Here is a 24,307-nt window from a genome sequence, read left to right as displayed (position 1 = left end):
GCCTAGCAGTGGGCCGTCTGCGTGGCCATGGCCAGCAGCGTGCTGTGGGTGGGCGAGCTGCGCCAGGCGGTGACGCGGGTTACAACGGGCCCGCCTCCAGCGCATCGGCGGCATCACTGAACTGCAGGTCGTCAATGTGCTGGCGCACCAGTTCGAACGTGCCCTTGCTCAAGAACCGTTGCAGCTGTGGGGAGAGACCATTGAAACGTTCGATCGCCGACATGCTTTGCTGGCGCAGCAGGCCGACGAAATCGGCCAGGACCTGCGGCTCGAGGCTGTCGCCGCCGGTGGCCGCAGACGGATCCTCGGCCTGGGCCGGCGCTGTCACGAGCAACGGCGCCACACATTCCCCCAGCCGGTGCAGCTTGATGGCAAGTCGCGTCGCGAGATCGATGAATCTCTCGACGTTTCCTGCGGCACAAGCCGTCTCCGCCTCGCCCGCCAGTTGATGGATCTCCCTGGCTCCGAGGGTGCCCGCGCTGCCCCTCAGTTTGTGCATGCGACTGGCATGAATGGCGAGGTCGATCGGGGCTTGCGCTGCGATCGGAATTGAGATGTCCGGGAACTCATCGAGCAGCCGCTTGAGCATCAATTTGAACAAGCCGAAGTCATTGCTCAGGCGTTCGCGCACGTCCAACCCGTCGATCCCCTCGATCTCCGGCCACGGCTGCGGCAGCGAATCCGGCGCCGACGTGTCGGGCGAGCCAGCAATCAGGTGCACGGGCCGGCCGTTCACAGGTGCAACGCGGCGCAGGATGCTGGCCACCAGGGACCGCGGGTCGAACGGTTTGACAAGATAGTCGTCCATTCCGGCCGCCGTGGCGCGTTGTCGCTCGCTGCTCAGCGCACCGGCAGTCAGGGCGATGATCGGCAAGTCCGCCAGGTGCAGTTCCAGGCGGATTCGCCGGGTGGCGTCGTGGCCGTCGAGTACCGGCATCTGCACATCCATCAGCACCACGTCGATGGCGTGGGGCTGGGCCTCAAGAAGGTCGAAGGCTTCCTGTCCATTGTTTGCGAGCAAAACCTTCGCACCCTCCAGTTCGAGAATGCGCTTCGTCACATCCAGGTTGATGTCGCTGTCGTCAACGACCAGCACTCGGATGTCCAGCAGCGCGCGTTCACCGGCTGCTGCGGGAGGTGCCTCCAACCGCGCCACCGCATCCGGCGAGGCGAGTGCAAAGTCCAGCACGACGCTGAACACGCTGCCGACGCCGGGCGTGCTCTCCAGACTCACGTGCCCGCCCATCAGGTTTGCCAATCGCTTGACGATCGACAACCCCAGCCCGGTGCCACCGAAGCGCCGTGTGATCGACGCATCCGCCTGAGCAAACGGCGCGAACAACTGCGTCTGAACTTCGGGCGCGATGCCGATGCCGGTGTCTTGCACGGCAAACGACAGCGTCGCATGCTGGGCCGTGGCGGCAAGCATCCGCACGTGCAGCTCGACACTGCCTTGCTCGGTGAACTTGATCGCGTTGGACAGCAGGTTGGTCAGGATCTGGCTCAGGCGCGTCGCATCGCCCTCCAGCACCACCGGCAGCTCGTCCTCGACGACGATCTCGAAGGCGACGCCCTTGGCCTCGGCCTGCACCGCCATCACGTCGCTCAGCTCCTTCAGCAAACTGCGCAGGCTGAATGCGGTGTTCTCGACGATCAACTCGCCGGCTTCGATCTTTGACAGATCGAGCACGTTGTTCAGCACCACGAGCAGCGACTTGCTCGCGAGCTTGACCTTCGCCAGAAAGGCCACCTGCTCCTCGTCCAGCGAGGTCTCCCCGAGCAAATAGGTCAGGCCGATGACCGCGTTCATTGGGGTGCGGATCTCATGGCTCATGTTGGCGAGAAACTCGCTCTTGGCACGATTGGCCTGTTCGGCCTTTTGCGTTGCGTGACGCAGCGATTCCTCGTACTGCTTGCGCTCAGTGATGTCGCGCGCCGCCGCGAAGACGCCTTGCAGCTGCCGGTCGCGGTCATGAAAGGTGGTGGCGTTGTACGACACCACGGTGAGCTTGCCGTCCCTGGCGCGCACGGTGAGTTCGTAGTTGGTGACCTTGCCCTCGGCCAGCACGCGCTTGATGCCTGCTTCCGCCCGGTGTGGCGCGGTGAAGTAGTTCTTGAACGGCGCGCCGATCAGCTCGTCGCGCGTGCAGCCGGTCAGGGCCTCCGTCTGCTTGTTGACGTCGGTGATGATGCCGCGCGGGTCGGTCGTCATCAGCGCGTCGATGTTGGATTCGATCAGCGAGCGCGTRTAGAAGTGCTGGTCGCGYARKCGYTGGTCGAGCTTCTGSCGCTCCTCTTCGACCTGCTGGCGSGCGGTGTTGTCGGTGCCGATCAAGAGGTAGCCAATGATGGCGTCTTGCGCGTCGCGCAGCGCAGTCACCGACACCACCGCTCCGAAGCGGCTGCCGTCCTTGCGGATATAGGTCAGCTCGTAGATGTCCTCGATGCCGCGCGAGGCCTTGAACACCAGCGCCTCGAAGCCGGGGGCGATCGGGGTTTCGAGTTCGACGCTCAGCGCCTTGGCCCGCTCAATCAATTCCGGCGGGTCGGAGATGTCTGCCGGCGTGATCTTGTTCACCACGTCGGCGGCCGTGTAGCCCAGCATGCGCTCGGCGCCGACGTTGAAGATCTGGATCACTCCCTTCGCGTCGGTGGCGATGCTCGAGAAGTTGGCACTGTTGAAGATCGCGTTCTGCAAGGCGCCGGCCTTSAGCAGCGCYTCTTCSGCSCGCTTGCGCGCGGTGTTGTCGGTRCCGATCARSAGRTARCCRATGATGGCGTTYTGGGCGTCGCGCARCGCSGTSACCGACACGACGGCYGGMAAGCGGCTKCCGTCCTTGCGGATGTARGTCAGCTCGTAGATGTCCTCGATGCCRCGCGAGGCCTTGAATACSAGCGCCTCGAAACCCGGCGCAATGGTGGTCTCGAGTTCGACGCTGAGTGCCATGGCGCGCGCGATCACCTCCTGTGGGTCGGAGATGTCGGCCGGCGTGATCTTGTTCATCACGTCGGCGGCCGCGTAACCCAACATGCGTTCGGCGCCGACGTTGAAGATCTGGATCACACCTTTCGCGTCGGTGGCGATGCTGGAAAAATTGGCGCTGTTGAAGATCGCGGATTGCAGGGCACCGGCCTTGAGCAGCGCCTCTTCGGCCTGCTTGCGGGCCGTGTTGTCGGTGCCGATCAGCAGGTAGCCGATGATTCGATCTTCGACATCGCGCAGCGCCGTGACTGACACGACCGCCGGGAAGCGGCTGCCGTCCTTGCGGATGTAGGTCAGCTCGTACATGTCCTCGATGCCGCGCGAGGCCTTGAACACGAGGGCTTCGAAGCCCGGCGCGATCGAGGTGTCGAGTTCGACGCTGAGCGCTTCGGCACGCGCGACCAATTCCTGCGGGTCGGAGATGTCGGCCGGCGTGATCTTGTTCATCACGTCGTTGGCCGAATAGCCCAGCATGCGCTCGGCGCCGACGTTGAAGATCTGGATCACGCCCTTCGCGTCGGTCGCGATGCTTGAGAAGTTGGCGCTGTTGAAGATCGCACTCTGCAGTGCGCCCGTCTTGAGCAATGCCTCCTGGCGCCGGACCTCGTTGAGGTACTCCACGGTGCCGTCGACGGGATTGGGAAGGGTGGGGGTATCGCCGGCGATTCTGGGCATGGGCAACCTTGTTGAGAGCGTGATCAATCAGCCCGACGGGAATGCGGTGCCGAGGAGTGCGCCGTGCTTCAGTTGCTCGGAGTCGTGACCGGCCGGAGGGCGGCGTGCCTCGCGCACCCCCTGCGGCGCATCCACGTCACAGATGTCCAGCAGCATGGCCCGGGCCCGGCCGGCGCGCTTGGCGCAATACATGGCCTTGTCGGCAGCGCGCACCAGGTCAAGCGGGGAGTGGCCCCTGCCAAGACCAGCGGCGCGAGAGTCGGCCGAGGGCTCTGCCCAGCACTCGCTCGCGTTGTCGTAGCAGGCGACGCCCACGCTGACGGTGACGTGGCATGCGGCCGACGAGGCGTCGTGACGAATGCTCAGCGCTTCGACGGCAGCCAGGATGCTGTGGGCCACGTGCTCGGCGCCCAGGCGCGGCGTCTGCGGCAGCAGCACGACGAATTCCTCCCCGCCGTAGCGCGCAACCAGATCCGCCGGGCGCAGGCTGGTGCTCGCCAGGGTCTGCGCGACGGCCCGCAGGCACACATCGCCCGCCGGATGACCATAGTGATCATTGAATGACTTGAAGTGGTCGACATCGATCATCAGCACGGCCAGCGGGTCACCGGCCCGCCGGGCGCGGCGCCATTCATGCGCCAGCGCGTCGTCGAAACCACGCCGATTGGTGACACCGGTCAGCACGTCGATCGTCGCGATCCGGCGCAGCTCGTCGGCGATGCGCTTGACACGCAGCTGGGTCTTGACCCGCGCCACGACCAACGGTGCGCTCACGGGCTTGGCGATGAAGTCGGCCGCGCCAAGCTCGAACCCAGACAGTTCGAATTCGGGCTCGCTGTGGCTGGTCACGAAAATCACCGGCACGTCCTCGAGTCCCGGGTCTGCCTTGAGCGCTTCGAGAATCTCGAACCCGCTCATGCCGGGCATTTCTGCATCGAGCAGTACCAGATCGGGCGCCGACTCTCTCGCAAGTCGCAGCGCATCCTCCCCGCTGGTCGCGAAGCGCAAGTTGCCCACGTCCGCCAGCATATGACTCAGCAGACGAATTGCGGATGGGTCGTCGTCGACCAGCAGGATGTTGTCGCTCATGGACCGTCGTTGACGTCGTGCGAAACGGCGTCACCCGCTCGAAGAGCGGCGTTTGATGATGCGTGGTTGATGGTGTCTTCACCGGGGTCGGGCGCACCGGGCAGCGAGATGGTGAAGCAGCTTCCCTGACCCGGCTCGCTCTCGACGCGCAACTGACCGTTCATCGCCTCCACGAACTGACGCGTGATCATCAGCCCAAGGCCTGCGCCAGGCGTCGAGCCCAGCTGTCTGCCGAGGCGGTTGAAGGGTTCGAACAGGTGCTGGCGCTGCAACGCGTCCATGCCGAAGCCGTTGTCGCTCACGGCAATCGCGACTGCTTGCGAGTCGCCGGTCACCGCTATCCTTGCCCAACCGCCGGGCCGGTTGTACTTGATGGCATTCGTCAGCAGGTTCAACAGGCACTGGTGCAGCCGTCCGACGTCGGCGGCGCAGCGGGCGGGTGCCGACGGGAGCGGGCATGTCAGCGTCACGCCGGCCCGCTGCGCCAGCGCCGAGACCGCCTCTGCGGCGTCTTGCGCGCACCGGGCGGCGTTCACTGGGCGCAACTCGACCGTCAGCTTGCCGGTCTCCAAGCGGCCGAGGTCCATCACGTCGCGCATCAGGACTTCCAAGTGCTTGCCGCTGGCCAGGATCTGCGTCAGGCGCTGGGCCTGGACCGCAGACATCGGGTGCTTCTCATCGGCCGCCATCAGCTGGGCGAAACCGAGCATGCCATTCAAGGGGTTACCCATCTCGTGGGCGATGTAGGACAGCATCAGCGTCTTGGTGCGGCTGGCCGTTTCGGCTTCGATGCGCGAGCGTGATTCGGCCTCGAGCCGATCACGGTCGCTGATGTCGCGCAGCATCACGGTGGTCAGGCGGTCCGGACCTTCGCCAACCCGCGACACCGACATCTCGGTCGGGAAGCATTCACCGCTCGCACGCGTGACCGTGGTGCGGACCGGGGCGTTCTGAGCTTGGTTGTCGATCAACGCAGCCTCGCCCAACAGCGCTTGCATCGGCGACCCGATGGCCTGCTGGTGCTCGACGGCGAACATGCGGCAAGCCGCAGCGTTGATCAACACCACCTTGTCGTCGGCATTGCAGCTGACGATGGCGTCCGATGCGGCGCCGACGATGTCTGCGACGCGTGCATCACCCACGCGCTGCAGGTGTTCGCGCACCGACTCCAGCTCGGCATCGGTGCGTCGCTTCAGGTCGAGCAGGTTGCGCACGCGTGCCTGCAAAACGGCCCGGGTGTAGGGCTTGGCGATGAAATCTGCCGCACCGAGATCGAGCGCACGCATCTCGCTGCGCGGATCGGAGAACCGGGTGATGAAAGCGATCGGCACGTGCCTGAAGGCGGCTTCCGCCTTGAGCGTCCTGCACACGTCGAATCCGTCGATACCCGGCATGTGCGCGTCGAGCAGGATCAGGTCCGGCAGCAGGCGACGCGCGAGGTCCAAGGCTTCCTCGCCGTTCTTGGCAAAGTAAAAATCGCCCATTGCGGCCAGCGTCTTGCGCAGCACGTAGATCGATGCAACGTCATCGTCAACGACCAGCAGTCGCGGAGTCTGCGTGCCTGGCGGCGGCGGCGCGGCACCCGATGCGAGGCTGTCGCGTTGCAGATCCTCGATCAGCAGTTTGGTGCGCAGGTGCGCACGCACGCGGGCTGTCAACTGGACCGCGATCAGCGGCTTGGTGACGAAATCGGACCCGCCCTTGCGGAAGGCCGTGACTTGCAGCAGGGTCGTGGGGTCGTGGCTGGTCGCGAAGATGACAGGGACATCAGCCAAGACGGGGTCGGCCTTCAGCGCCTCACACACGTCGAGCCCGGTCATGCCAGGCATGTCGACATCCAGCACGATGAGATCAGGGGTCAGCTCACGTGCCAGCCGCAGTGCGGCTTGGCCTGATGTGGCGAAGCGCTGATCGGGGTACTCCGACAACATCCGCGCCATGACCTGGATCGCGGACGGGTCGTCGTCGACCAAAAGCAATCGAACCTCACGCGGTGCCATCAGAGCCTTTCAGGTTCGTGTGCGGTTCGCCGCTCAGTATGGGGTTTAGCGATCGATCCGATCACCCGTACTGCCGACCATTCATCGGCTGGTGCTAGAGATTTCGTGACGAAATGTGCACATCGAGCCCTTCATCTGGAACACAGGACTGGTGTCGGGACGCGTGTGGAGGTAGGCGGTGGACGTCATCGAGCTGATGCACACCCTTCCAAACGCGCCCCAGCTGGCGTTCCCACCTCAGCCTGGCGTCGATGCTGCTCTCCGGGCACGACTAGCATCGCCGGCACGCTTGCCGGAGTTTTGCCATGCTGGAGGTCCGAGTCATCCGAACACTGTCCGTCGAGACGGACGCCGCTCTGGGCCACCTCAGCGCAGCCAGCGGGTTGGTTCAGGCGGGGCAGCGGCTGTTTGTCGTTGCCGATGACGAGCACACGCTGGCCGTCTTTGGCTTGTCTGGCGACCGCCCCGGCCGGCTGCACAGGCTCTTCGACGGCGAACTGCCTGACAAGCCCAAGGCCCGCAAGGCCGCCAAGCCCGACCTGGAGGCGCTGGCCCGCTTGCCGCCCTGGGCGGGCTGCCCGCAAGGTGCGCTGCTGGCCTTGGGTTCCGGGTCCCGGCCCCAACGCCAACGCGCGGCACTGCTGGCGTGCAACGCGGCGGGTGAGCTCCATGGCGCTGTCCGCGAGATCGACCTCTCGCCCTTGTACGCACCGCTGCACGCGCGGCACGAGGGCCTGAACATCGAGGGCGCCTTTGTCGCGGCAGGCCGCTTCTGCCTGCTGCAGCGAGGCAACCAGGCCAGCCCGGTCAATGTGCTGATCAGTTACGACTGGCTGGCGATCCAGGCCTGGCTGGACGGCGCTGGGCAGGCGCCCGAGCGGGTGTCGAGCACGCCGTACGACCTGGGTGACATCGACGGCGTGCCGCTGTGCTTCACCGATGGCGCGGCGCTGCCAGGTGGGGGCTGGGTGTTCTGCGCGGCGGCGGAGGCCACGGATGACAGCTATCTGGACGGCCCGTGCCGAGGGTCGGCCGTCGGGGTCGTGGCGGCGGATGGGCGCTTGGTCGGCATGTGGCCGCTGTCCTTGCGCTGCAAGGCCGAGGGCATCGCCGTGACCGTCGAGAAGGGTGCCCTGCAACTGTTGCTAGTGACCGACCCGGATGACCGCGCCACGCCGGCCTTGCTGCTGTCGGCGAGCCTGGGGCTGCCGGCCTAGGATGCGTGCCTGCCCGACTCAACTTCGCCAGCCATGTCCTTCAAGACCGCCACCGTCGCCGCCGCACTGATCGCTGCCACCGGCCTGGCCCAAGCGCAAGCCGCCGATGCGGCCGATCCCGTCGCCACCCTGGTCAAGCACCTGGAGCTCGAGAAGTACAAGGCCACTATCAAGGGCCTGACGCAGTTCGGTGACCGTCGCCAGGGCACCGCGCGCAACCGGGCGGCGCTGGACTGGATCGAGGCGCAGCTCAAGAGTTACGGCTGCACCAACACCGAGCGCCTGCAATACCAGTTCACCGAACCTGCCAAGCGCACACCGGCCGCGCCGCGCGGCCCGCTGGCCGGTGGCCCGGCGGGGCAGGGCGGCAGCACGCTGTTCGGCAAGCGCGCGCCCATCGGCGTGAATACCGACCCGCTGGCCCAACCCGACGAGCGCCTGCGCAAGCTCAATGCCGAGCCGACGCCCGAGGGCACTTCGCTGCGCGAGAACGTCTACTGCACCAAAGTCGGCACCACTCGGCCCGACGAGATGTACATCGTCGGCGCGCACATGGACGGCATCGGCTGGGGCGAGGCGGCCAATGACAACGGCTCTGGCACTGCATTGGTCATGGAGCTGGCGCGCATCTTCAGCCTGCCCGGCGTGACGACGGAGCGCTCCATCCGCTTTGTGCTGTGGAACAACGAGGAGACGGGCCTGAACGGCGCCTATGCCTATGTCGAGCAGCGCAAGGGCTTGCAGGGCATCGAGTCGCCCAAGGGCTCAGGGCTTTACCCGGAGCCGAAGTGGCTGGGCATGATCCAGCACGACATGATGATGTTCGACCACGGCATGCCGGTCCCAAAGCTGGACGCGGCGGGCAAGCCAGTGCTCGATGCCAAAGGCCAGCCGGTCTACGCGCCGCCGAAGGAGCAGCGTGCCGAGGCCGACGTGAACATCGAGTATCAGTCCACGTCCAAGCATGCGGACGGCGCGGCCAAGCTGGCCTGGCACTTCCGCGCTGCGAACGACAAGTACGCGACGAACTACCCAGCGGCCGTGGGCTTTCACATGACCAACACCGACTCCACACCTTTCATGGACGAGGTACCGGCCATCTCGCTGCGCGAGAACGAGCGCGGCCAGCAGATCGGCGCAGGCTGGAACCCGCATTGGCATCAGCCGACCGACCTGTTCGTGAACTACTCGGACAAGGATTTCCTGCTCGGCCTCAACGCGGCGCAGACAACACTCGCAGCTGTCGCGCAACTTACAGGAGTGAAGGTCAAGCCCTGACCCTGTGATGTCCTGCCGCCCGCATTCGCGGGGATGTAGTTTTGTTGCATATGGATACAGTTGCGGTCATTGCGCGGTTGCGGAAACGTATTCACGTGCTGGCATAGATGTCGCAGGGCCAGGTGTAGTCAGCACCGGCGCCCCAAGCGCACGTAGGGAGGAGCGAGGTTGTCCGAATGGTTTCGGACGACCGTTCTGGGTTCATCGATGGTGGACTCATCCTTCCCGATGTCGTGCCGACAAGCAGGTGCATGGCGCTCTTCGCAGCGCCATGCGGCCTTCCGGTGCGGTGTCTATCGACTGCTGCAACGTGGAATCAAATACTGCTCTCGCCCCGTTCTATACCGAGGCGTCCCATCCGGCGTCGGATGGGGCGCGCGAACCTGCCGTGCGCGACGCCGCCGATTTGCTGGTCGATGCATTGGCCGCGCTGGGCGTCGAATATGTGTTCGGCGTCCCGGGCGGCGCCATCGAACCGCTCTACAACGCCCTGGCGCGCAGCGCTCGCCGCGGTGGCCCACAGGCCGTCGTGGCCCGCAACGAACAAGGTGCGGCTTACATGGCCGACGGCTATGCCCGCGAGACCGGCCGCATCGGCGTGTGCATCGCTACCTCGGGGCCGGGTGCCACCAACCTGATCACCGGCGTGGCCTGCGCCTATGACAACAACGTGCCCATGCTGGTCATCACCGGCCAGCCGCCGATCAAGAACTTCGGCAAGGGCGCGCTGCAGGAATCGAGCTGCACCGGCATCAACACAATGGCGATGTTCCGCCCCTGCACGCGCTACAACTCGCTGGTCTCACACGCCGAGCAACTGCCCACCAAGCTCTTCAACGCGCTGATGCAGGCGCAGCGAGCCCCCAGCGGCCCCAGTCACCTGTCCATCCCGGTGGACATCCTGCGCGAGCCTCTGCCCGACGGCATGGAAACGCCGGACTTCGCCGGCCTGCTGCGCCGCGCGCCGGCCATGGTTGACCTGCCCTCCGTGCGCCAGCTCGCGCGCCTGCTGTTCTCGGCCCGCCAGCCCGTGTGGCTGATTGGTGATGGATGTGGCGATGCCGCCAACGAATTGATGCAGCTGGTGCAGCTGACCGACGGCAGCTTCATCACGACGCCCGACGGCAAGGGCTTCATCAACCCGCGTCACCCGCGTTTTCGCGGTGTGTTCGGCTTTGGCGGCCACGCCAGCGCGGCCGAGCTGCTGTCGAGCGAGCCCGATCTGGTCATCGCCCTGGGCACGGGCTTCGGTGAGTTCAACAGCGGGGGCTGGTCGGCCGCGCTGCTGAACAGCCGCCTCGTCCATGTGGACGACAGCGACGAGAACCTGATGCGCTCGCAGATGGCGCGGCTGCATGTGCGCGGCCACATCAAGTCGGTGTGCGAGCAGCTGATGACGCTGCTGGCCCCGTCGCAGAACGGTCCGGAAGGGCAACTGCTGCCCTTCATGCATCCGCAGGTGGCGCGCCAGGCCTACGAGGCCATGGTCGACAACCCGCAAGCCATCCACAGCGACAGCGCGCCGGTGAAGCCGCAGCGCCTGCTGGCCACCCTGAGCGAGCGTTGCCCGCCGCAGACCCGTTTCGTCGCCGACGCCGGCAACAGCGCCGCCTGGGCGGTGCACTATCTGGCGCCGCACGACCAGCGCGCCCGCATGCCGGGTGGTGCCTATCTGCCGGCCGGCAAGGAAAGGCGCTCGCGCAGCTCCAGCTGGCTGCGCGTGACGATGGACTTTGCGCCCATGGGCTGGGCCATCGGCTCGGCCGTCGGCATCGCGATGGCCAACCGCCGCTGCCCGGTCGTGTGTCTGACGGGCGACGGCAGCTATCTGATGAACGGCCAGGAGATCACGGTGGCCGCCGAGCTGGGTCTGCCTGTGCTCTATGTCGTGCTCAACGACGGCGCGCTGGGCATGGTCAAGCATGGCCAGCGCCTGGCGGGCGCGGAGCCCATCGGCTTCCAGCTGCCCAAGGTCGATTTCGCGATGATGGCCGCCGCCATGGGCATCCCGGGGCATGTGATCCGCTCGCCGCAGGACCTGGACGCGCTGGACTTCGACGCACTGCTGTCGCGCCAGGGGCCGACGCTGCTGGACATCCGCATCGACGGTGAGGAAGTGCCGCCGATGAATCTGCGCATGAAGACGCTGGGTACGGCGCGATGACAGCGCTGCAACGAGTGCACACGCGCATCTGGCTGGAGGAGCCCGAGCCCGGCAACGCCTTCGCCACGCGCGCCGCCTACTGCCACGGTTATGACGTCTATGGCGAGATGCTGGGGCGTGCGCGTTGGGTCGAGATGCTCTTCCTGCTGTTCCGCGGTGAAGCGCCCGAGCCCGCGCAGGCTGCGTTGCTGGAAGACCTGGCACTTGCGCTGGCCAATCCGGGGCCGCGCGACCCGTCGGTGCATGCGGCGATGTGCGCCGGCACCGGTGGTTCGACCGCCGCCGCCAGCCTGATGGCCGCGCTGGCGGTGGGCGCCGGCCAGCAAGGCGGTGCGCGCGAGGTCTTCCATGCGATGCAACTCTGGCAGCGCTGCGGCACCGACCTCGCGCCGTGGACGCAGGCACTCCGCCAGACCGACGCTGGCGTGGCCAGCATCTGGCCCGAATGCAATCACCTGCCGGGCTTCGACGCGCACGCCGAGCGCATGGCGCCCCTCGCCCAGCAACTGCTGGCCCACCTGGCGCGCAATACCAGGAGCCTGCGCAGCGCCTGGCTGGCAAGCCAGCAGCCGGCGCTGGAAGCCGTGGCGGGCATGCCGCTGGCAATGACGGGCGTGGCCGCCGCCGCCTTGACCGACCTGGGCTTCACGGCAGAGCAGGGCGAGATGCTCTACCTGCTGCTGCGTCTGCCCGGTGCCGCCGCGCATGCACTGGAGCAGCGCGGCATCGGCCCCAAGCAGTTCCCGTTCTTCGAGCTGGACCTGCTGAACGACCCTGCCGAACAGGTGGCCGCATGAAGCCGTTGGCAACACGCGCCGGCAAGGCCTTTGTCGGCACCCGTGCGGTCTTTCTTGGCCATGACCTGCACGAAGACCTGCGGCACGCAGACTGGGTCGAGCTCTACATGCTGTCGATCACCGGCCGGCGCTTCGACGAACCGGCGCTGAAGCTTCTGCACGCGATGTGGGTCTGCACAAGCTACCCTGATGCGCGCCTGTGGAACAACCGCGTCGCGGCGCTGGCAGGCAGTGCGCGCAGCACGCCGGCGCTGGGCATGTCGGCCGCGCTGGGCATGTCGGAGGCGACCGTCTACGGTGGCCATCCCTGCGTGCGGGCGATCGACTTTCTCATCAAGGCGCAGCGCGGCGTCAGCGCGGGTGAACCGCTGGCGGACATCGTGCAGCAGGAGCTGGCGCAGCGGCGCATCTTTGGTTACGGCCGCCCCATCCACTCGACCGATGAGCGCCTGCCCTGGCTGCTGGGCATTGCCCGCGAGCTGGGGCTGGCCGGCGGACCCCACCTCGCCCTGGCGCACGAGGTTGAGCGCTTGCTGGTCGCACGCGATGCGCGGCTGAAGATGAACTATGCGGCTTTCACCGCGGGACTGGCCGCGGACCTGGGCCTGTCGGTCACCGAATTCCACCACTTCCAGGTGCCGATGCTGCTGGCGGGCATGACGCCCTGCTATATCGAGGCTGCCGAGCGCCCCGCGGGCGCGCTGTTCCCGCTGTCCTGTGATCACATGGCCTATGAGGGCGCGCCCAAGAGGCGCTGGCCTGGAACTCAGAACTTGTAGCTGGCTTGAGCTGTCAGCGAGCGCCCCGCCATGGGCAGGTCGTTGGCAATGCCGGTGCTGGGCAGGCTGGGTTCGCGCACATCGGCGTTGAGGGCGTTCAGCAGCGCGAGGGAYAGCTCCCAGCCTGTCTTGGCAAGTGCGGTCCTGAGGCTCAGGTCCAGCGTCGTGTAGCCGGGCAGGTTGGGGCGGGCATCGCCGTAGACGCGCACGCGGTCGCCCACGCGGTTGACCCGTCCGCTGAGGGTGGAATCACCCACGAATGACCAGTCGAGCCGTGCATTCAGGTGGTGGTGCGGGGCATAACCGGCGTCGGTCCGGTTCAACTCGTCGATGGAGCGCTGGTAGGCATAGTTGCCGGTGAAGCGCAGATCGCGCCGCGCATCCCACACCCACTCGACCTCGGCGCCGGTGCCATGCTGCGAGCCGGCATTGCGGAAGGTCGCGCCGGGTGCGGGCGCCGGGTTGGAGGTGGTCTTGATGATGTCCCCCATGGCATAGCGGAAGACATTGAAGTTCAGCTGCAGCTCCCGGCTGGCATGCCACTGCAGCGCGGCTTCGACCGTGCGCATGGTCTCGGGCCGGATGGCCGCATTGCCGCTGGCCACCGGGTTGACGCCGTATTGCTCGTTGAACGACGGCGCCCGGAACGCGCTGCCGTAGAGCAGCTTGGCGGTGAGGTCCAGGCTGGCGTCCCACACCAGCGCGACGCGCGGGTTGGTGGTGCGGCCGAAATCGGAATAGCGGTCCTGCCGCACGCCGGCCGTCAATGTCCAGTCCCTGGCGAAGCTCCATTCGTCCTGGATGTAGGCGTAGTCGACACGGCGCTGGTGAGGCGCCAGGAAGGAGTCGTTCACCGGCGCCTCGATGAGCTGGCCGCCGGGTGTGGGAACCGGCACGCCGGTGAGAGGCCCCGACGTGATGACGTTGAAGTTCCTCAACTCCCGGGTGCGGTAGAGATTCAGGTCGTCGTGACCGAGACCGATGCGCCAATGATGGCCGGCCCAGCCGCTGTAGGTGAGGGCGGTGGACAGGCGCGCCTGCCGCTCCCAGGTGTTGGGTGAGCCGAACACGCCGTTCGGGAATGAGCCGCCAAAAGCCCCGGGCGGGAACAGTTGGACGGGCACGGAGAGCTTTTGCGTGTAGTGCAGATAGCTGGCGTTCACGCTCAGCCGCCACCCCGACGACAGGTCGACATCACTGAGACCCGTATCGAGTTCGGCGCGTTGCGATCCCATCCGCCCCACGGGATCGAGGGCGCCGGCGATGCCCGCGCCTGTGCCCACGTCGCGGCGGTCCTTGTAGCCGGCGTGCAGCCGCCACTTGCCGTAACCCAGCTCCAGGCCGCCATCGACGGCGTGATAGCCCGTGCTGACGGGGCCCGGCGCCAGGCTGGCGTGGGTGCCGAACACGGCGTCCAGGCCGGTCTGGGCGTCCGACTCGACGATGCGCCTGAAACCATCGCTGCGCCCGACGCGCAGGAAGGCGGCCAGGTCAAGGGCGCCCAGCTTGCCGCCATGTTGCAGCCAGGCGTCCCGGGTGCTGAAGGAGCCGGCGCGCAGGCCCAGCTCGGTGCCTTGGATGTCCTGTGCGCTCTTGGTGATGATGTTGATGACGCCCGAATAGGCGTCGGCGCCATACAGCGCCGAGCCTGGGCCGCGGATGATCTCGATGCGCGCGATGTTCTGCAGCGGCAGGCCGCCCCAGATGACGCCACGGCTGCCGACATACAGCGTGGTCATGGGCACGCCGTTCTGCAGCATCAGCACCTGCGGATTGAAATCGCTGGCCACGCCGCGGATCAGGTACTGCGGCGAATAGGCCCCGGTGCTGCGGCTCACGTGCAGGCCCGGCACGGTCTCCAGCACCTCGTCCAGGTCGGCGGCGCCCATGACGGCAATGTCCTGGGCCGTGATGACGGTCGCCACGGCGGGCGCGCGGCGCAGGGTCTGGGCCGTACCGGTGGCGATGCTGATGGTGGTCTTGTCGCCGTAGACCTGGGCCAGTTCTTCCTCTTCGCTGGGCCCCTGTGCGAGGGCAGGTGACGACGCGGCCGTCAGGCAGACGCCGCCGAGGATCACCAAGCCAAAGAAAGGTCGCATTGCCAGCTTCTCCGAGGTGGATGGTGGTGGGCGCGTATTGTGCTGTTACCCAGGGGCGGTCCGGCTAGTCGCGTCAGAGACTGTGGCGCGATCGTGAACTCCTCCCGGAGCGGAGCGCATGAGACCTGTGGCCGTCTGCATAATGCCCCACCTTGCGCCCGGCGTCGGAACGCTCAGAGCCCCATTGATTGCCTCCGGTTGCCTATCGAAAGCCCCTTGCCATGCGCCGTTGCGACGGGCTTTCGGCGTCGTTGCGGTGGCGTTTGCCGCTGTGCATCCGCCTCGGCATCTGCAGCCTGTTCATGCCTGAACCGCTGCTGCGCAACGGCATGTCGAGGACGACGCTGTTCCTCGGCGCGCGCCGCTGTTCCGGCTCTGTACCGCCAAGGCGTCCGGGCCTTTGCATAATGCCGCCCACCTGTCCCGACCCTGCCACGCAGCGTTCTTCTTTTGACTGAGCCCGGTTGCCTTCGCCCCGCCACGCGCCGCGCCTTGTTGCAGCAGGCCCTGGGCGGTGCCGTGGTGCTGACCGGTGGTTCGGCCGCGGCGGCCGAGCTCGGGCGCTCGCTGGTGGTTGTCTATCCCGAACTCGGCGAGCCCTTTCGCCAGGTCTTCACCACCATCATCGAGGGCATCGAGGACAGGCTCGGCGGCTCGGTCACGAGCTTCGCGTTGGCCAGCAACGCCAATCCGGCGCAGGTCGCCGACGAGGTGCGCAAGCGAGAAGTCAAGGTATTGATCGGCCTGGGGCGCGGCGGCATGCGCGTCGCGGCGGCGCTGGCCGACGAGCTGGCCGTGATGGTCGGCTGCGTCGTGTCGGTGCAGGAGTCCGAGGCCCGCAACTTTCCCATCCACACGCTGGCGCCCGACCCGGCCTTGCTGCTCGCGCGACTCCGGCGCCTGAAGTCGTCCACGCGTCGTGTGCACCTGGTCTACGACCCCAAGCTGAACACCTGGCTGGTGAAGCTGGCGCGCGAGGCGGCCCGGGCCGAAGGCCTGGAGCTGCTGGCCCAGGAAGCCGCCGATCAGGCCGAGGCTCTGCGCGCCTACGCCCAGCTGCTGGCCTCGGCCGACCCGGCCCGCGACGCCGTCTGGCTGCCGCAGGACCCGACGACCGTGGACGACAACGTCGTGCTCACGCTGGTGCTCAAGGAAGGCTGGAACCGCAACATCGCCGTGTTCTCCAGCCACCTGGCGCATGTGAAGCGCGGCGCACTGTTTTCGCTCTACCCGGACAACCATGAACTCGGGCGCTCACTGGCCGTGTCGGCCCAACGCCTCGCGTCCAACCCTAAAGCGGGCGCGGCCGGCGTGCTGCCGTTGCGCCAGGCACGCGCCGCCATCAACATCCGCACCGCCGCGCACCTGGGGCTTGACGTCGCCACCGTGCAGTCGGGATTCGATCTGGTCTATCCCTCCAGCTGAGGTTCGAGAGTGACGCCACCCGTTCCACTGGACAGCCAGCCGCCCCTCATCCTTCGGGATGAAAGCGTGCCTGTGGCCGCGCCGCCGCAGCGGTCGTGGCCGCTGCGCGTCTATGCGCGCTGGTTGCGCGAGACCTCGTTCCGCCGCCATCTCAGCGTCGCCGTCGCGCTGGGCACGCTCTGCCTGGCCTTGCTGATGGCGGTCGTCAACGCCTGGCAGGGTGGCCGCCAGGTGCGGGCCATGCTGATGGAGCAGGGTGGGCGCGTGGCGGCCAATCTGGCGTCCAACAGCTCGCTGGCCCTGCTGTACGCCGCTGCCGACAACGCCGAGGAGGCCGTGCGCGCCTCGCTGGCCTTCCCGGATGTGATGGGCATCGAGATCCGCGACACCAAGGGCCGGCTGCTGCTGGCGCTGGGCCCCGAGCGGGACCGCCTGCCCACAACCACGTCACCGGCCGTGCCCGACCCGGCGGCCAGCGAGCCGTGGCTCGACCAGGAGACGGAAGACAGCTGGGCCTTCGCCGCACCGGTCTGGACCCGCCCCGAGGCCTCACCCTTTGACGTGACGCTGCGCCCCGCGCAACTGCTCGGCCATGTGCGCATCGTGCTGAGCAAGGCGACGCTGCACCGCACCCAGGCCTCGCTCTTCCTCGCCAACTTCGGCGTGGCCGTGCTGTTTGCAACCATCTTCCTGCTGGCGGTGCGCTTCCTGATCCTGCGCCTGACGCGGCCGCTGGGTGCCTTGTCCGAGGCCATGGAGAGGGTCGAGCTGGGCGACAACGATGCACGTGCGCCGGCTGGTGGCCCGCGCGACATCGCAGCGATGGCCGAGACCTTCAACCGCATGATCACGGCGCTGCAGGAGCGCGAGACCGAACTTGGCGCCCACCGTGACCACCTCGAGGACCTGGTGACCGAGCGCACGCTGGAACTCAGTGACGCCAAGGAGCGCGCCGAAATCGCCAGCCGTGCCAAGAGCCAGTTCCTGGCGCGCATGAGCCACGAGCTGCGCACGCCGCTGAACGCCGTCATGGGTTATGCGCAGATCCTGAAGATGGACGACGGCCTGACGCCGAAGCAGCGCAACGGCCTGGACATCATCCACAGCAGCGGCCAGCACCTGCTGACGTTGATCGTCGACATCCTCGACCTGTCGCGCATCGAGGCCGGCAAGGCCGAGTTGCGCATCGGCCCCGTCGAACTGGTCCCGCGCCTGCAGGCCGTGATCGACATCGTGCGCGTGATGGCCGAGGGCAAGCACATCACGCTCGATCTGCAGCTCGACCCGCAGCTGCCCGCTGTCGTGCTGGCCGACGAGAAGCGGCTCAACCAGATCCTGCTGAACCTGCTGGGCAACGCGGTCAAGTTCACCCATGTCGGCGGCGTGCTGCTGATGGCACGCGCCCTGCCGCCGCTGGCCGACACCGAGCCGGGCCATGTACGGCTGTGCTTCGAAGTGCAGGACACCGGCGTGGGCATCGCCGACGACCAGGTCTACCGCCTGTTCGAGCCCTTCGAGCAGGCCGGCAACGCCGAGCAACGTGTCGGCGGCACCGGCCTGGGCCTGGCCATCAGCCGACAGCTGGTGCGCATGATGGGCGGCGAGATCAAGCTGGAGAGCCGGCTGGCGCAAGGCAGCCGGTTCTGGTTCGAGATCAGCGTGCCGGTGCAGGCCTAGGATTTCTTGGCTCGCCCCTTGGGCTTGGTCGCGCCGACGTAGTCCGCCAGATGCTCGCCCGTCAGAGTGGAGGGCTTGGCAATCAGATCGGCCGGTGTGCCCTCGAAGACGACCCGGCCACCGTCATGGCCCGCGCCTGGGCCGAGGTCGATGATCCAGTCCGCATGCGCCATGACGGCCTGGTGGTGCTCGATGACGATGACGGACTTGCCGGCGTCCACGAGGCGGTCCAGCAGGCCGAGCAGTTGTTCGACGTCGGCCAGGTGCAGGCCGGCTGTCGGCTCGTCCAGCACATAGACGTCGCCCTTCTCGGCCATCTGCGTCGCGAGCTTGAGGCGCTGGCGTTCGCCACCCGACAAGGTGGTCAGCGGCTGGCCGAGGCTGAGATAGCCCAGGCCGACGTCTGACAGCCTTTCCAGAATCGCATGCGCAGCGGGCGTGAGCTTGGAGAAGAATGCCGCCGCCTCGGCAACCGACATGGCCAGCACTTCGCTGATGTCTTTCCCACCCAGCTTGTATTCGAGCACGGCCGCCTGGAAGCGCTTGCCGCCGCAGTCTTCGCAGACCGTGGACACGGTGGCCATCGGCCCCAGGTCCGTGAAGATCAGGCCGTTGCCGTTGCAGGTCGGGCAGGCGCCCTCGGAGTTGGCGCTGAAGAGGGCGGGCTTGACGCCGTTGGCCTTGGCAAAGGCGCTGCGGATGGGGTCGAGCAGGCCGGTGTAGGTGGCCGGGTTGCTGCGCCGCGAACCGCGGATGGCGGCCTGGTCGATGGCGACGACGCCATCCAGCTTGGACACCGAGCCGTGGATCAGCGAGCTCTTGCCCGAGCCGGCCACGCCGGTGACGACGCAGAGCACGCCGAGCGGGATGTCAACGTTGACCTTCTGCAGGTTGTGCGTGCTGGCGCCGCGAATCTTCAGCGCGCCAGCGGGCTTGCGCAGCTTGTCCTTCAGCGCGGCGCGGTCGTCGAGGTGTCGGCCCGTCAGCGTGCCGCTCTTGCGCAGGCCGGCGACGCTGCCTTCATAGACGACCTCGCCGCCGGCCGCACCGGCACCGGGACCGAGGTCGACGACATGGTCGGCAATCGCGATGACCTCGGGCTTGTGCTCGACGACGAGCACGGTGTTGCCCTTGTCGCGCAGCCGGCCCAGCAGCTCGTTCATGCGCTGGATGTCGTGCGGGTGCAGGCCGGTGGTCGGTTCATCGAAGACATAGCTGACATCGGTCAGGGACGAGCCGAGGTGGCGGATCATCTTCACGCGCTGGGCCTCGCCACCGGACAGCGTGCCGGTTGACCGGTCCAGCGACAGATAGCCCAGGCCGATCTCGGCAAAGGCATCGAGCAGATGGCTCAGGGCCTTCAGCAGCGGTGCGACCTCGGCGCCCTTCAAGCCGCGCACCCAGTCGGCCAGGTCGCTGATCTGCATTGAGCAGGCGTCGGCGATGCTGTGCTTGCCGATCTTGCAGGACCGTGCCGCCTCGCTGAGCCGCGTGCCGTGGCATTCGGGGCAGGTCTGGAAGGTGATGACGCGATCGACGAAGGCGCGGATGTGGGGTTGCAGTGCGTCCACGTCTTTCGACAGGAAGGACTTCTGGATGGACGGGATCAGACCGGCATAGGTCAGGTTGATGCCGTCGACCTTGATCTTGGTCGCCTCCTTGTGCAGCAGGTCATGCAGCTCTCGCTTGGTGAATTTGGCAATCGGCTTGTCGGGGTCGAAGAAGCCGCAGCCGCGGAAGATGCGGCCGTACCAGCCTTCCATGCTGTAGCCGGGGATGTTGATGGCGCCGCTGTTGAGGGACTTGCTCGAGTCGTAGAGCTGGTCGAGGTCGAAGTCCGACACCGATCCCATGCCCTCGCAGCGCGGGCACATGCCGCCGGTGCGCGAGAAGGTCTGCTTGACGGCCTTGCTCGCGCCGCCCTTGTCGACCGTAATGACGCCGGTCGCCTGCACCGAGGGCACATTGAAGGCAAAGGCGCTGGGCGGGCCGATGTGGGGTTTGCCGACGCGGCTGAACAGGATGCGCAGCATGGCGTTGGCGTCGGTGGCCGTGCCGACCGTGGAGCGGGCATTGGCGCCCATGCGCTCCTGGTCGACGATGATGGCCGTGGTGATGCCCTCCAGCACGTCCACCTCGGGCCGCGCCAGCGTGGGCATGAAGCCCTGCACGAAGGCGCTGTAGGTCTCGTTGATGAGGCGCTGCGACTCGGCTGCGATGGTGCCGAAGACGAGGGAGCTCTTGCCCGAGCCGGACACGCCGGTGAACACGGTCAGCCGCCGCTTGGGGATGTCGACGCTGACGTCCTTGAGGTTGTTTTCCCGCGCACCCTGCACGCGGATGCGGTCGTGGTTGTCAGCGTCGGCCATTCAGCGCTTCTCTTGAATGCGCAGCAGGTTGCCGGCGGGGTCGCGGACGGCGCAGTCGCGCACGCCGTACGGTTGCATCGTGGGCTCTTCGACGATCTCGGCGTCCTCGGCTTGGAGCTTGGCGAAGGTCTTGTCCAGGTCGGCCGTGGCGAGGATCAACATGCCGAAGGTGCCCTTGGCCATCATCTCGGTGATGGTGCGGCGCTCGTCCTCGGTGACGCCGGGCGTGACGGCCGGCGGGTGCAGCACGATGGAGGTGCCCGGCTGGCCGACCGGGCCGACCGTGATCCAGCGCAGGCCGTTGTAGCCGACGTCGTTGCGCACCTCGAAGCCGAGGGTGTCGCGGTAGAAGGCGAGCGACGCTTCCGGGTCGGATTGGGGCAGGAAGCTGGAGTGAATGCTGATGTCCATGGGGTCAATCTCCGTGGGTGGTTAAGGCACGGAAAGAAGTCTAGGTTTCGCTCGATTCCGGCGCTTCTCGATTCCTGATCGGTTTCGTTACCTGGCGCGCGACGCACGACGGCATGCCCGCCGTCGCCTGTGCCTGGTCGCGCTTGTAGGCGCTTGGCGACTGGCCCACCAGCTCGCTGAAGCGGGTGCTGAAGGTGCCGAGCGATGAGCAGCCGACGGTGAAGCAGACCTCGGTGACGCTCAGGTCGCCACGCCGCAGCAGGGCCATGGCGCGTTCGATGCGCCGCGTCATCAGATAGCTGTAGACCGATTCGCCATAGGCCTGGCGGAACTGCCGGCTGAGGTGGCCGCCCGACATGTGCACGCCGTGGGCCAGGGCCTCGACGTCCAGCGGCTGGGCGTACTCGCGGTCGATGCGGTCGCGCACGCGGCGCAGCCGGGCGAGGTCGCGCAGGTGGAGTTCGGAGCCGGGTTGGATCGTCATGCCGGCATGCTGCCAGTTTCAATGGTTCGCGGCGAGCGGGCCAGGCGGTCGCGCAGTTGCAGGCCCGGCTTCTCGACGAGATAGTGCAGGGCGGCGCCAACGGCCAGGATGACGACGGCATAGACCGGGAACAGGGCCGGTCCCTGCAGCGGCAGCGCCGGTGCGATCCAGACATGCACGACGTGCATCGCGATCTTGTGGCTCAGGTAAAGGCTGTAGGAGATGGCTGCCAGCCAGCCCGTGCCGGGCAGGGCCCAGGCCCGCGGCGTGCTGGCCGCCAGTACGAGCAGGCCGAAGCCGAACGAAAGCAGCGGCCAGCCAACCGCGTTGGCAACCAGGCCGGTGCGGTCGCGGAACAGCCAGAAGGCGAGGGCGGTCATGGCCAACCCGGTGAACAAGAGCGCCGTCGAGCGCGCCTGCAGCCGCGTCCACAGCTGCGGCCGGTAGACGCGTAGCGCGGCCAGCATGATGCCCATCAGCAGTCCGTCCAGCCGCGTCCAGGTCGGGTAGTAGATGTCCTCGATGAACCAGGGTCGCTGCGGCTGGATGGCGTCGTTGTGCAGCCAGATGCCGGCGCGCAGCGCAATGCCGCCCAGCACCAGGGCGGCGCACAGGCCGGCGAAGCGTGCAGAGGAGGGACGACGTGTGATCCACCAGGCCAAGAGCGGGAAGAGCAGATAGAAATGCTCCTCCACGCACAGCGACCAGGCATGCGAGAAGGCCTGGTTGTGGCCGTAGTCGATCAGCAGGTTGAGCGTGAAGCTGGCGAACTGCCACCAGGCTTCCAGGTTCGGCTCCTCGCGCAGCACCGGGAAGGTCACGTAGACGGCCAGCACGACGGCAAAGGCCGGCAGGATGCGCCAGGCCCGGCGCCAGTAGAAGTCGCTCAAGCGCAACGCTTCGCCCCGCTGCAGCTTGCGCAGCAGCTGCGAGCCGATCAGGAAGCCGCTGAGCACGAAGAAGATGTCCACGCCCGCCCAGCCGAAGCGGGTCAACCAGGTCCAGTCCGGCCCCAGGCCACCGATGAGGAAGGTGTGGAAGAACATCACCCAGACGATGGCGATGCTGCGCAGGAGGTCGAGGCCAGGAAGGCGGTGCATGGAGGGCGGGGGAGCGAAAGGGCGGCAGCGTAACGCCGCTGTCGGCGGCAGTCGTTCGTCAGGTGAGGCCGTCAGCGGTTCAGCGTGACTTCGCCGCAGTCCTGATCCAGACCGCGGTGTTGAGCGCGCGGCCGTGGCGGTGTGCCGCGGAGCATCATGTCGTGCCAATGCCAGTGGGCCTTCAATCGCAGGGTGCCGGTGGGAGGCACCGTGAAGGCGTCGTTCAGCGTCAGTTCCGCGCTCAGGCTCTCGCCGGCTGGCAGGTGCAGATAGTCCTGGGCCGACGGATCGCCGCGTTTGCGCATCGCGCCCTGGAAAGTCAGTTTCCCCTGTGGCGTGCTGGCCTGTACGAAAGGTCCGAACCAGGCGCCCTCGAAGGGGCTGCCCCAGCGCAGCAGGTGCAGATCGCGCTTGCCGTTGTTGCTCAGCTTGAATTGCAGCAACACCTGGCCGTCGGGCTTGGGTGTGGCCTGGAACTGGCAGCTCAGCTCGGCATGCTGCAGGGGCGTTACGGCAAGGGCCATGGACGAAAGGCAGGCTGTGAACAAGGCTGCGGTTGCGAGATATAGGCGGTGAAGACGCATGGTTGCGAGCCTAGCCCAGGGCCGCACGATCGGCAGCCCCCAAAAAAAGCGCCGCCCGAAGGCGGCGCGTCAAACGCGAGGGAACTCAGTTCTGGAAGGGGCTGTTCTCAGCGAAGTATTCGTGGTTGTCCGAGTTGTCCAGCGCCTTGGTCGGGTTGGACTTGGCCAGGCTCTTGGCCGCGCTCTGGCCATAGGCCCAGTCGTCGGTACCAGCGATGACGTTGAAATGCATCATCTCGTGCACCAGGGTGCCGCCCTTGCTGTCGGTGCCCGTCATCGGCGCGCTCCAGAAGGCGCCGCAGACGTAGATCTTGTACGGCTGCGTCGGGTAGACATAGGCGTAGGTGCCGCTGTCCTTGCAGCTGCAGTCCAGCGTCAGGGCGGCGGTCTGGAAGGCGTTGCGGGCCTTGGTGAAGTGATCCTTGGCCGTGTTCCAGCGTGACGAGGTGTAGGCGCCGAACCAGCTCGTGTAGCGCGGCGTGCCCGACGGCGTGCCGTTGAGGTAGGTGGTCGAGCTGGACGCGTAGTTGGTGGCTGCCGTGACGGCTGAGGCCAGCGAGGACTTCTGGCTGCTGGTGCAGGAGCCGGTGTAGGAGATGCTGGCGGCTGCCGCGGTGGCGTTGGCGCGCATCGTGGTGGCCGCCTCGTCGTCGGCGCTGGCAGCGTCCAGCTTCTCGTTGCGGCCCTGCGCCCACAGGTAGGTGGTCGTCGCGCTGTGCATGGACTGGGCGCCCGAGCCGTGGGTGCCGCGGTCGCTGTGGAACTCGATGGCGTAGCGGCCGTTCTTGCTGAAGTCGTAGTGGCCGGTCAGTTCGACCTTGTAGTTCAGCGTGGCGCCAGCGGCGATCTCCACATAGTCCTTGGCCTGGGGCGCCGCGCGCTTGATGACGGCGCCGGTGTAGCGAACCGGGCGGTCGTCGCGCGTCACGGTGAACAGCGAGCCGCTCATGGTGTCGCTGGGCAGCTGCCAGCGCAGCACCTGCACGGCGGTGCGGCATTGGTTGGTGACGGCGACATCCACGTGGACGTCGACGTCGCCGTTCACGACGGGCGAGGCGTTGCTCACGCGCACATCCAGGCATTCGGCGTTGGCGGCATGGCTGGCGCTTGTGGCGACAACGGCAAATGCAGCGGCGGTCAACTTGAACCAGGTCTTCATGCAAGCTCCTGTCGGCC

At 67.0% G+C, this 24,307-nt stretch carries 17 protein-coding genes; 7 read left to right on the top strand and 10 right to left on the bottom strand.

Annotated elements, in window-relative coordinates; translation table 11 throughout:
• Nucleotides 1-79: 79 nt before the first annotated feature.
• The 3 genes from ACXJKM_RS21155 to ACXJKM_RS21145 are packed head-to-tail and all read right to left on the bottom strand — an operon-like array spanning nt 80 to nt 6,747.
• Nucleotides 80-3,658 carry a PAS domain S-box protein gene (locus ACXJKM_RS21155; protein WP_457354967.1) on the bottom strand — a complete coding sequence of 1,193 codons (3,579 nt, stop codon included), beginning with the start codon at nt 3,656-3,658 and terminating at the stop codon, nt 80-82.
• 27 nt (nt 3,659-3,685) lie between these two features.
• Complete coding sequence (locus tag ACXJKM_RS21150) at nt 3,686-4,747, bottom strand: diguanylate cyclase (RefSeq protein ID WP_457354966.1); 1,062 nt, start codon at nt 4,745-4,747, stop codon at nt 3,686-3,688.
• Nucleotides 4,744-6,747, bottom strand: coding sequence for a response regulator (locus tag ACXJKM_RS21145; protein WP_457354964.1), 2,004 nt, complete (start codon nt 6,745-6,747; stop codon nt 4,744-4,746). Before ACXJKM_RS21145 ends, ACXJKM_RS21150 begins: the two co-directional genes overlap by 4 nt.
• A 305-nt stretch (nt 6,748-7,052) precedes the next feature.
• On the opposite strand from ACXJKM_RS21145, the gene ACXJKM_RS21140 reads away from it, so the two are divergent.
• The 5 genes from ACXJKM_RS21140 to ACXJKM_RS21120 all read left to right on the top strand — a co-directional run bounded on the left by ACXJKM_RS21140 (nt 7,053) and on the right by ACXJKM_RS21120 (nt 12,982).
• The gene (locus ACXJKM_RS21140; protein ID WP_457354962.1) at nt 7,053-7,964 is read left to right on the top strand and encodes a DUF6929 family protein; all 912 of its coding nucleotides are present in this window, start codon (nt 7,053-7,055) and stop codon (nt 7,962-7,964) included.
• A 33-nt stretch (nt 7,965-7,997) separates the two neighbouring features.
• Nucleotides 7,998-9,242: a M28 family metallopeptidase gene (locus tag ACXJKM_RS21135; protein ID WP_457354960.1), complete on the top strand. Its 1,245-nt coding sequence runs from the start codon at nt 7,998-8,000 to the stop codon at nt 9,240-9,242.
• A gap of 310 nt (nt 9,243-9,552) precedes the next feature.
• On the top strand, nt 9,553-11,406 hold the full coding sequence (locus ACXJKM_RS21130) for a thiamine pyrophosphate-binding protein (protein WP_457354958.1): 1,854 nt from the start codon (nt 9,553-9,555) through the stop codon (nt 11,404-11,406).
• Nucleotides 11,403-12,203 carry a citryl-CoA lyase gene (locus tag ACXJKM_RS21125; protein WP_457354956.1) on the top strand — a complete coding sequence of 267 codons (801 nt, stop codon included), beginning with the start codon at nt 11,403-11,405 and terminating at the stop codon, nt 12,201-12,203. Before ACXJKM_RS21130 ends, ACXJKM_RS21125 begins: the two co-directional genes overlap by 4 nt.
• A complete protein-coding gene (locus ACXJKM_RS21120; RefSeq protein WP_056196054.1) occupies nt 12,200-12,982 on the top strand; it encodes a citrate synthase family protein in 783 nt (260 codons plus the stop codon). The genes ACXJKM_RS21125 and ACXJKM_RS21120 overlap by 4 nt, the downstream gene beginning before the upstream one ends.
• Here ACXJKM_RS21120 and ACXJKM_RS21115 read toward each other — a convergent pair.
• Nucleotides 12,970-15,081 (bottom strand): TonB-dependent receptor plug domain-containing protein, encoded by a 2,112-nt coding sequence (locus ACXJKM_RS21115; protein ID WP_457354954.1) that lies wholly within the window; start codon nt 15,079-15,081, stop codon nt 12,970-12,972. The two genes, ACXJKM_RS21120 and ACXJKM_RS21115, sit on opposite strands and share 13 nt — an antisense overlap.
• A 492-nt stretch (nt 15,082-15,573) precedes the next feature.
• On the opposite strand from ACXJKM_RS21115, the gene ACXJKM_RS21110 reads away from it, so the two are divergent.
• Together ACXJKM_RS21110 and ACXJKM_RS21105 are read left to right on the top strand one after the other, a co-directional pair.
• On the top strand, nt 15,574-16,506 hold the full coding sequence (locus tag ACXJKM_RS21110) for a hypothetical protein (RefSeq protein WP_457354952.1): 933 nt from the start codon (nt 15,574-15,576) through the stop codon (nt 16,504-16,506).
• 9 nt (nt 16,507-16,515) lie between these two features.
• Complete coding sequence (locus ACXJKM_RS21105; protein ID WP_457354950.1) at nt 16,516-18,183, top strand: ATP-binding protein; 1,668 nt, start codon at nt 16,516-16,518, stop codon at nt 18,181-18,183.
• Here the strand turns inward: ACXJKM_RS21105 and ACXJKM_RS21100 are convergent.
• From ACXJKM_RS21100 to ACXJKM_RS21075, 6 genes are all read right to left on the bottom strand, one after another.
• Nucleotides 18,180-20,552, bottom strand: coding sequence for an ATP-binding cassette domain-containing protein (locus ACXJKM_RS21100; protein WP_457354948.1), 2,373 nt, complete (start codon nt 20,550-20,552; stop codon nt 18,180-18,182). The genes ACXJKM_RS21105 and ACXJKM_RS21100 overlap by 4 nt on opposite strands.
• Complete coding sequence (locus ACXJKM_RS21095; protein ID WP_457354946.1) at nt 20,553-20,963, bottom strand: VOC family protein; 411 nt, start codon at nt 20,961-20,963, stop codon at nt 20,553-20,555. It abuts the gene before it with no gap.
• Nucleotides 20,964-21,003: 40 nt separating this feature from the next.
• The gene (locus ACXJKM_RS21090; RefSeq protein WP_457354944.1) at nt 21,004-21,447 is read right to left on the bottom strand and encodes a helix-turn-helix transcriptional regulator; all 444 of its coding nucleotides are present in this window, start codon (nt 21,445-21,447) and stop codon (nt 21,004-21,006) included.
• A complete protein-coding gene (locus ACXJKM_RS21085) occupies nt 21,444-22,547 on the bottom strand; it encodes an acyltransferase family protein (RefSeq protein WP_457354942.1) in 1,104 nt (367 codons plus the stop codon). Before ACXJKM_RS21085 ends, ACXJKM_RS21090 begins: the two co-directional genes overlap by 4 nt.
• 71 nt (nt 22,548-22,618) lie before the next feature.
• Entirely contained in the window at nt 22,619-23,071 is a 453-nt protein-coding gene (locus tag ACXJKM_RS21080) for a hypothetical protein (protein ID WP_457354940.1), read from the bottom strand.
• A 145-nt stretch (nt 23,072-23,216) separates the two neighbouring features.
• Nucleotides 23,217-24,290, bottom strand: coding sequence for a M35 family metallo-endopeptidase (locus ACXJKM_RS21075; RefSeq protein WP_457354938.1), 1,074 nt, complete (start codon nt 24,288-24,290; stop codon nt 23,217-23,219).
• Nucleotides 24,291-24,307 lie beyond the last annotated feature (17 nt).

The sequence above is a fragment of the Roseateles sp. P5_D6 genome (assembly GCF_054049415.1).
Note: the sequence above shows the minus strand (reverse complement) of the source record. Positions and strands in the feature narration are given on the sequence as shown.

Coding starts and splice junctions, on each gene's coding strand:
- ACXJKM_RS21150 (WP_457354966.1), bottom strand. CDS start 4,747: ATGAGCGACAACATCCTGCTGGTCGACGACGACCCATCCGCAATTCGT.
- ACXJKM_RS21145 (WP_457354964.1), bottom strand. CDS start 6,747: ATGGCACCGCGTGAGGTTCGATTGCTTTTGGTCGACGACGACCCGTCC.
- ACXJKM_RS21140 (WP_457354962.1), top strand. CDS start 7,053: ATGCTGGAGGTCCGAGTCATCCGAACACTGTCCGTCGAGACGGACGCC.
- ACXJKM_RS21135 (WP_457354960.1), top strand. CDS start 7,998: ATGTCCTTCAAGACCGCCACCGTCGCCGCCGCACTGATCGCTGCCACC.
- ACXJKM_RS21125 (WP_457354956.1), top strand. CDS start 11,403: ATGACAGCGCTGCAACGAGTGCACACGCGCATCTGGCTGGAGGAGCCC.
- ACXJKM_RS21120 (WP_056196054.1), top strand. CDS start 12,200: ATGAAGCCGTTGGCAACACGCGCCGGCAAGGCCTTTGTCGGCACCCGT.
- ACXJKM_RS21100 (WP_457354948.1), bottom strand. CDS start 20,552: ATGGCCGACGCTGACAACCACGACCGCATCCGCGTGCAGGGTGCGCGG.
- ACXJKM_RS21095 (WP_457354946.1), bottom strand. CDS start 20,963: ATGGACATCAGCATTCACTCCAGCTTCCTGCCCCAATCCGACCCGGAA.
- ACXJKM_RS21090 (WP_457354944.1), bottom strand. CDS start 21,447: ATGACGATCCAACCCGGCTCCGAACTCCACCTGCGCGACCTCGCCCGG.
- ACXJKM_RS21085 (WP_457354942.1), bottom strand. CDS start 22,547: ATGCACCGCCTTCCTGGCCTCGACCTCCTGCGCAGCATCGCCATCGTC.
- ACXJKM_RS21080 (WP_457354940.1), bottom strand. CDS start 23,071: ATGGCCCTTGCCGTAACGCCCCTGCAGCATGCCGAGCTGAGCTGCCAG.
- ACXJKM_RS21075 (WP_457354938.1), bottom strand. CDS start 24,290: ATGAAGACCTGGTTCAAGTTGACCGCCGCTGCATTTGCCGTTGTCGCC.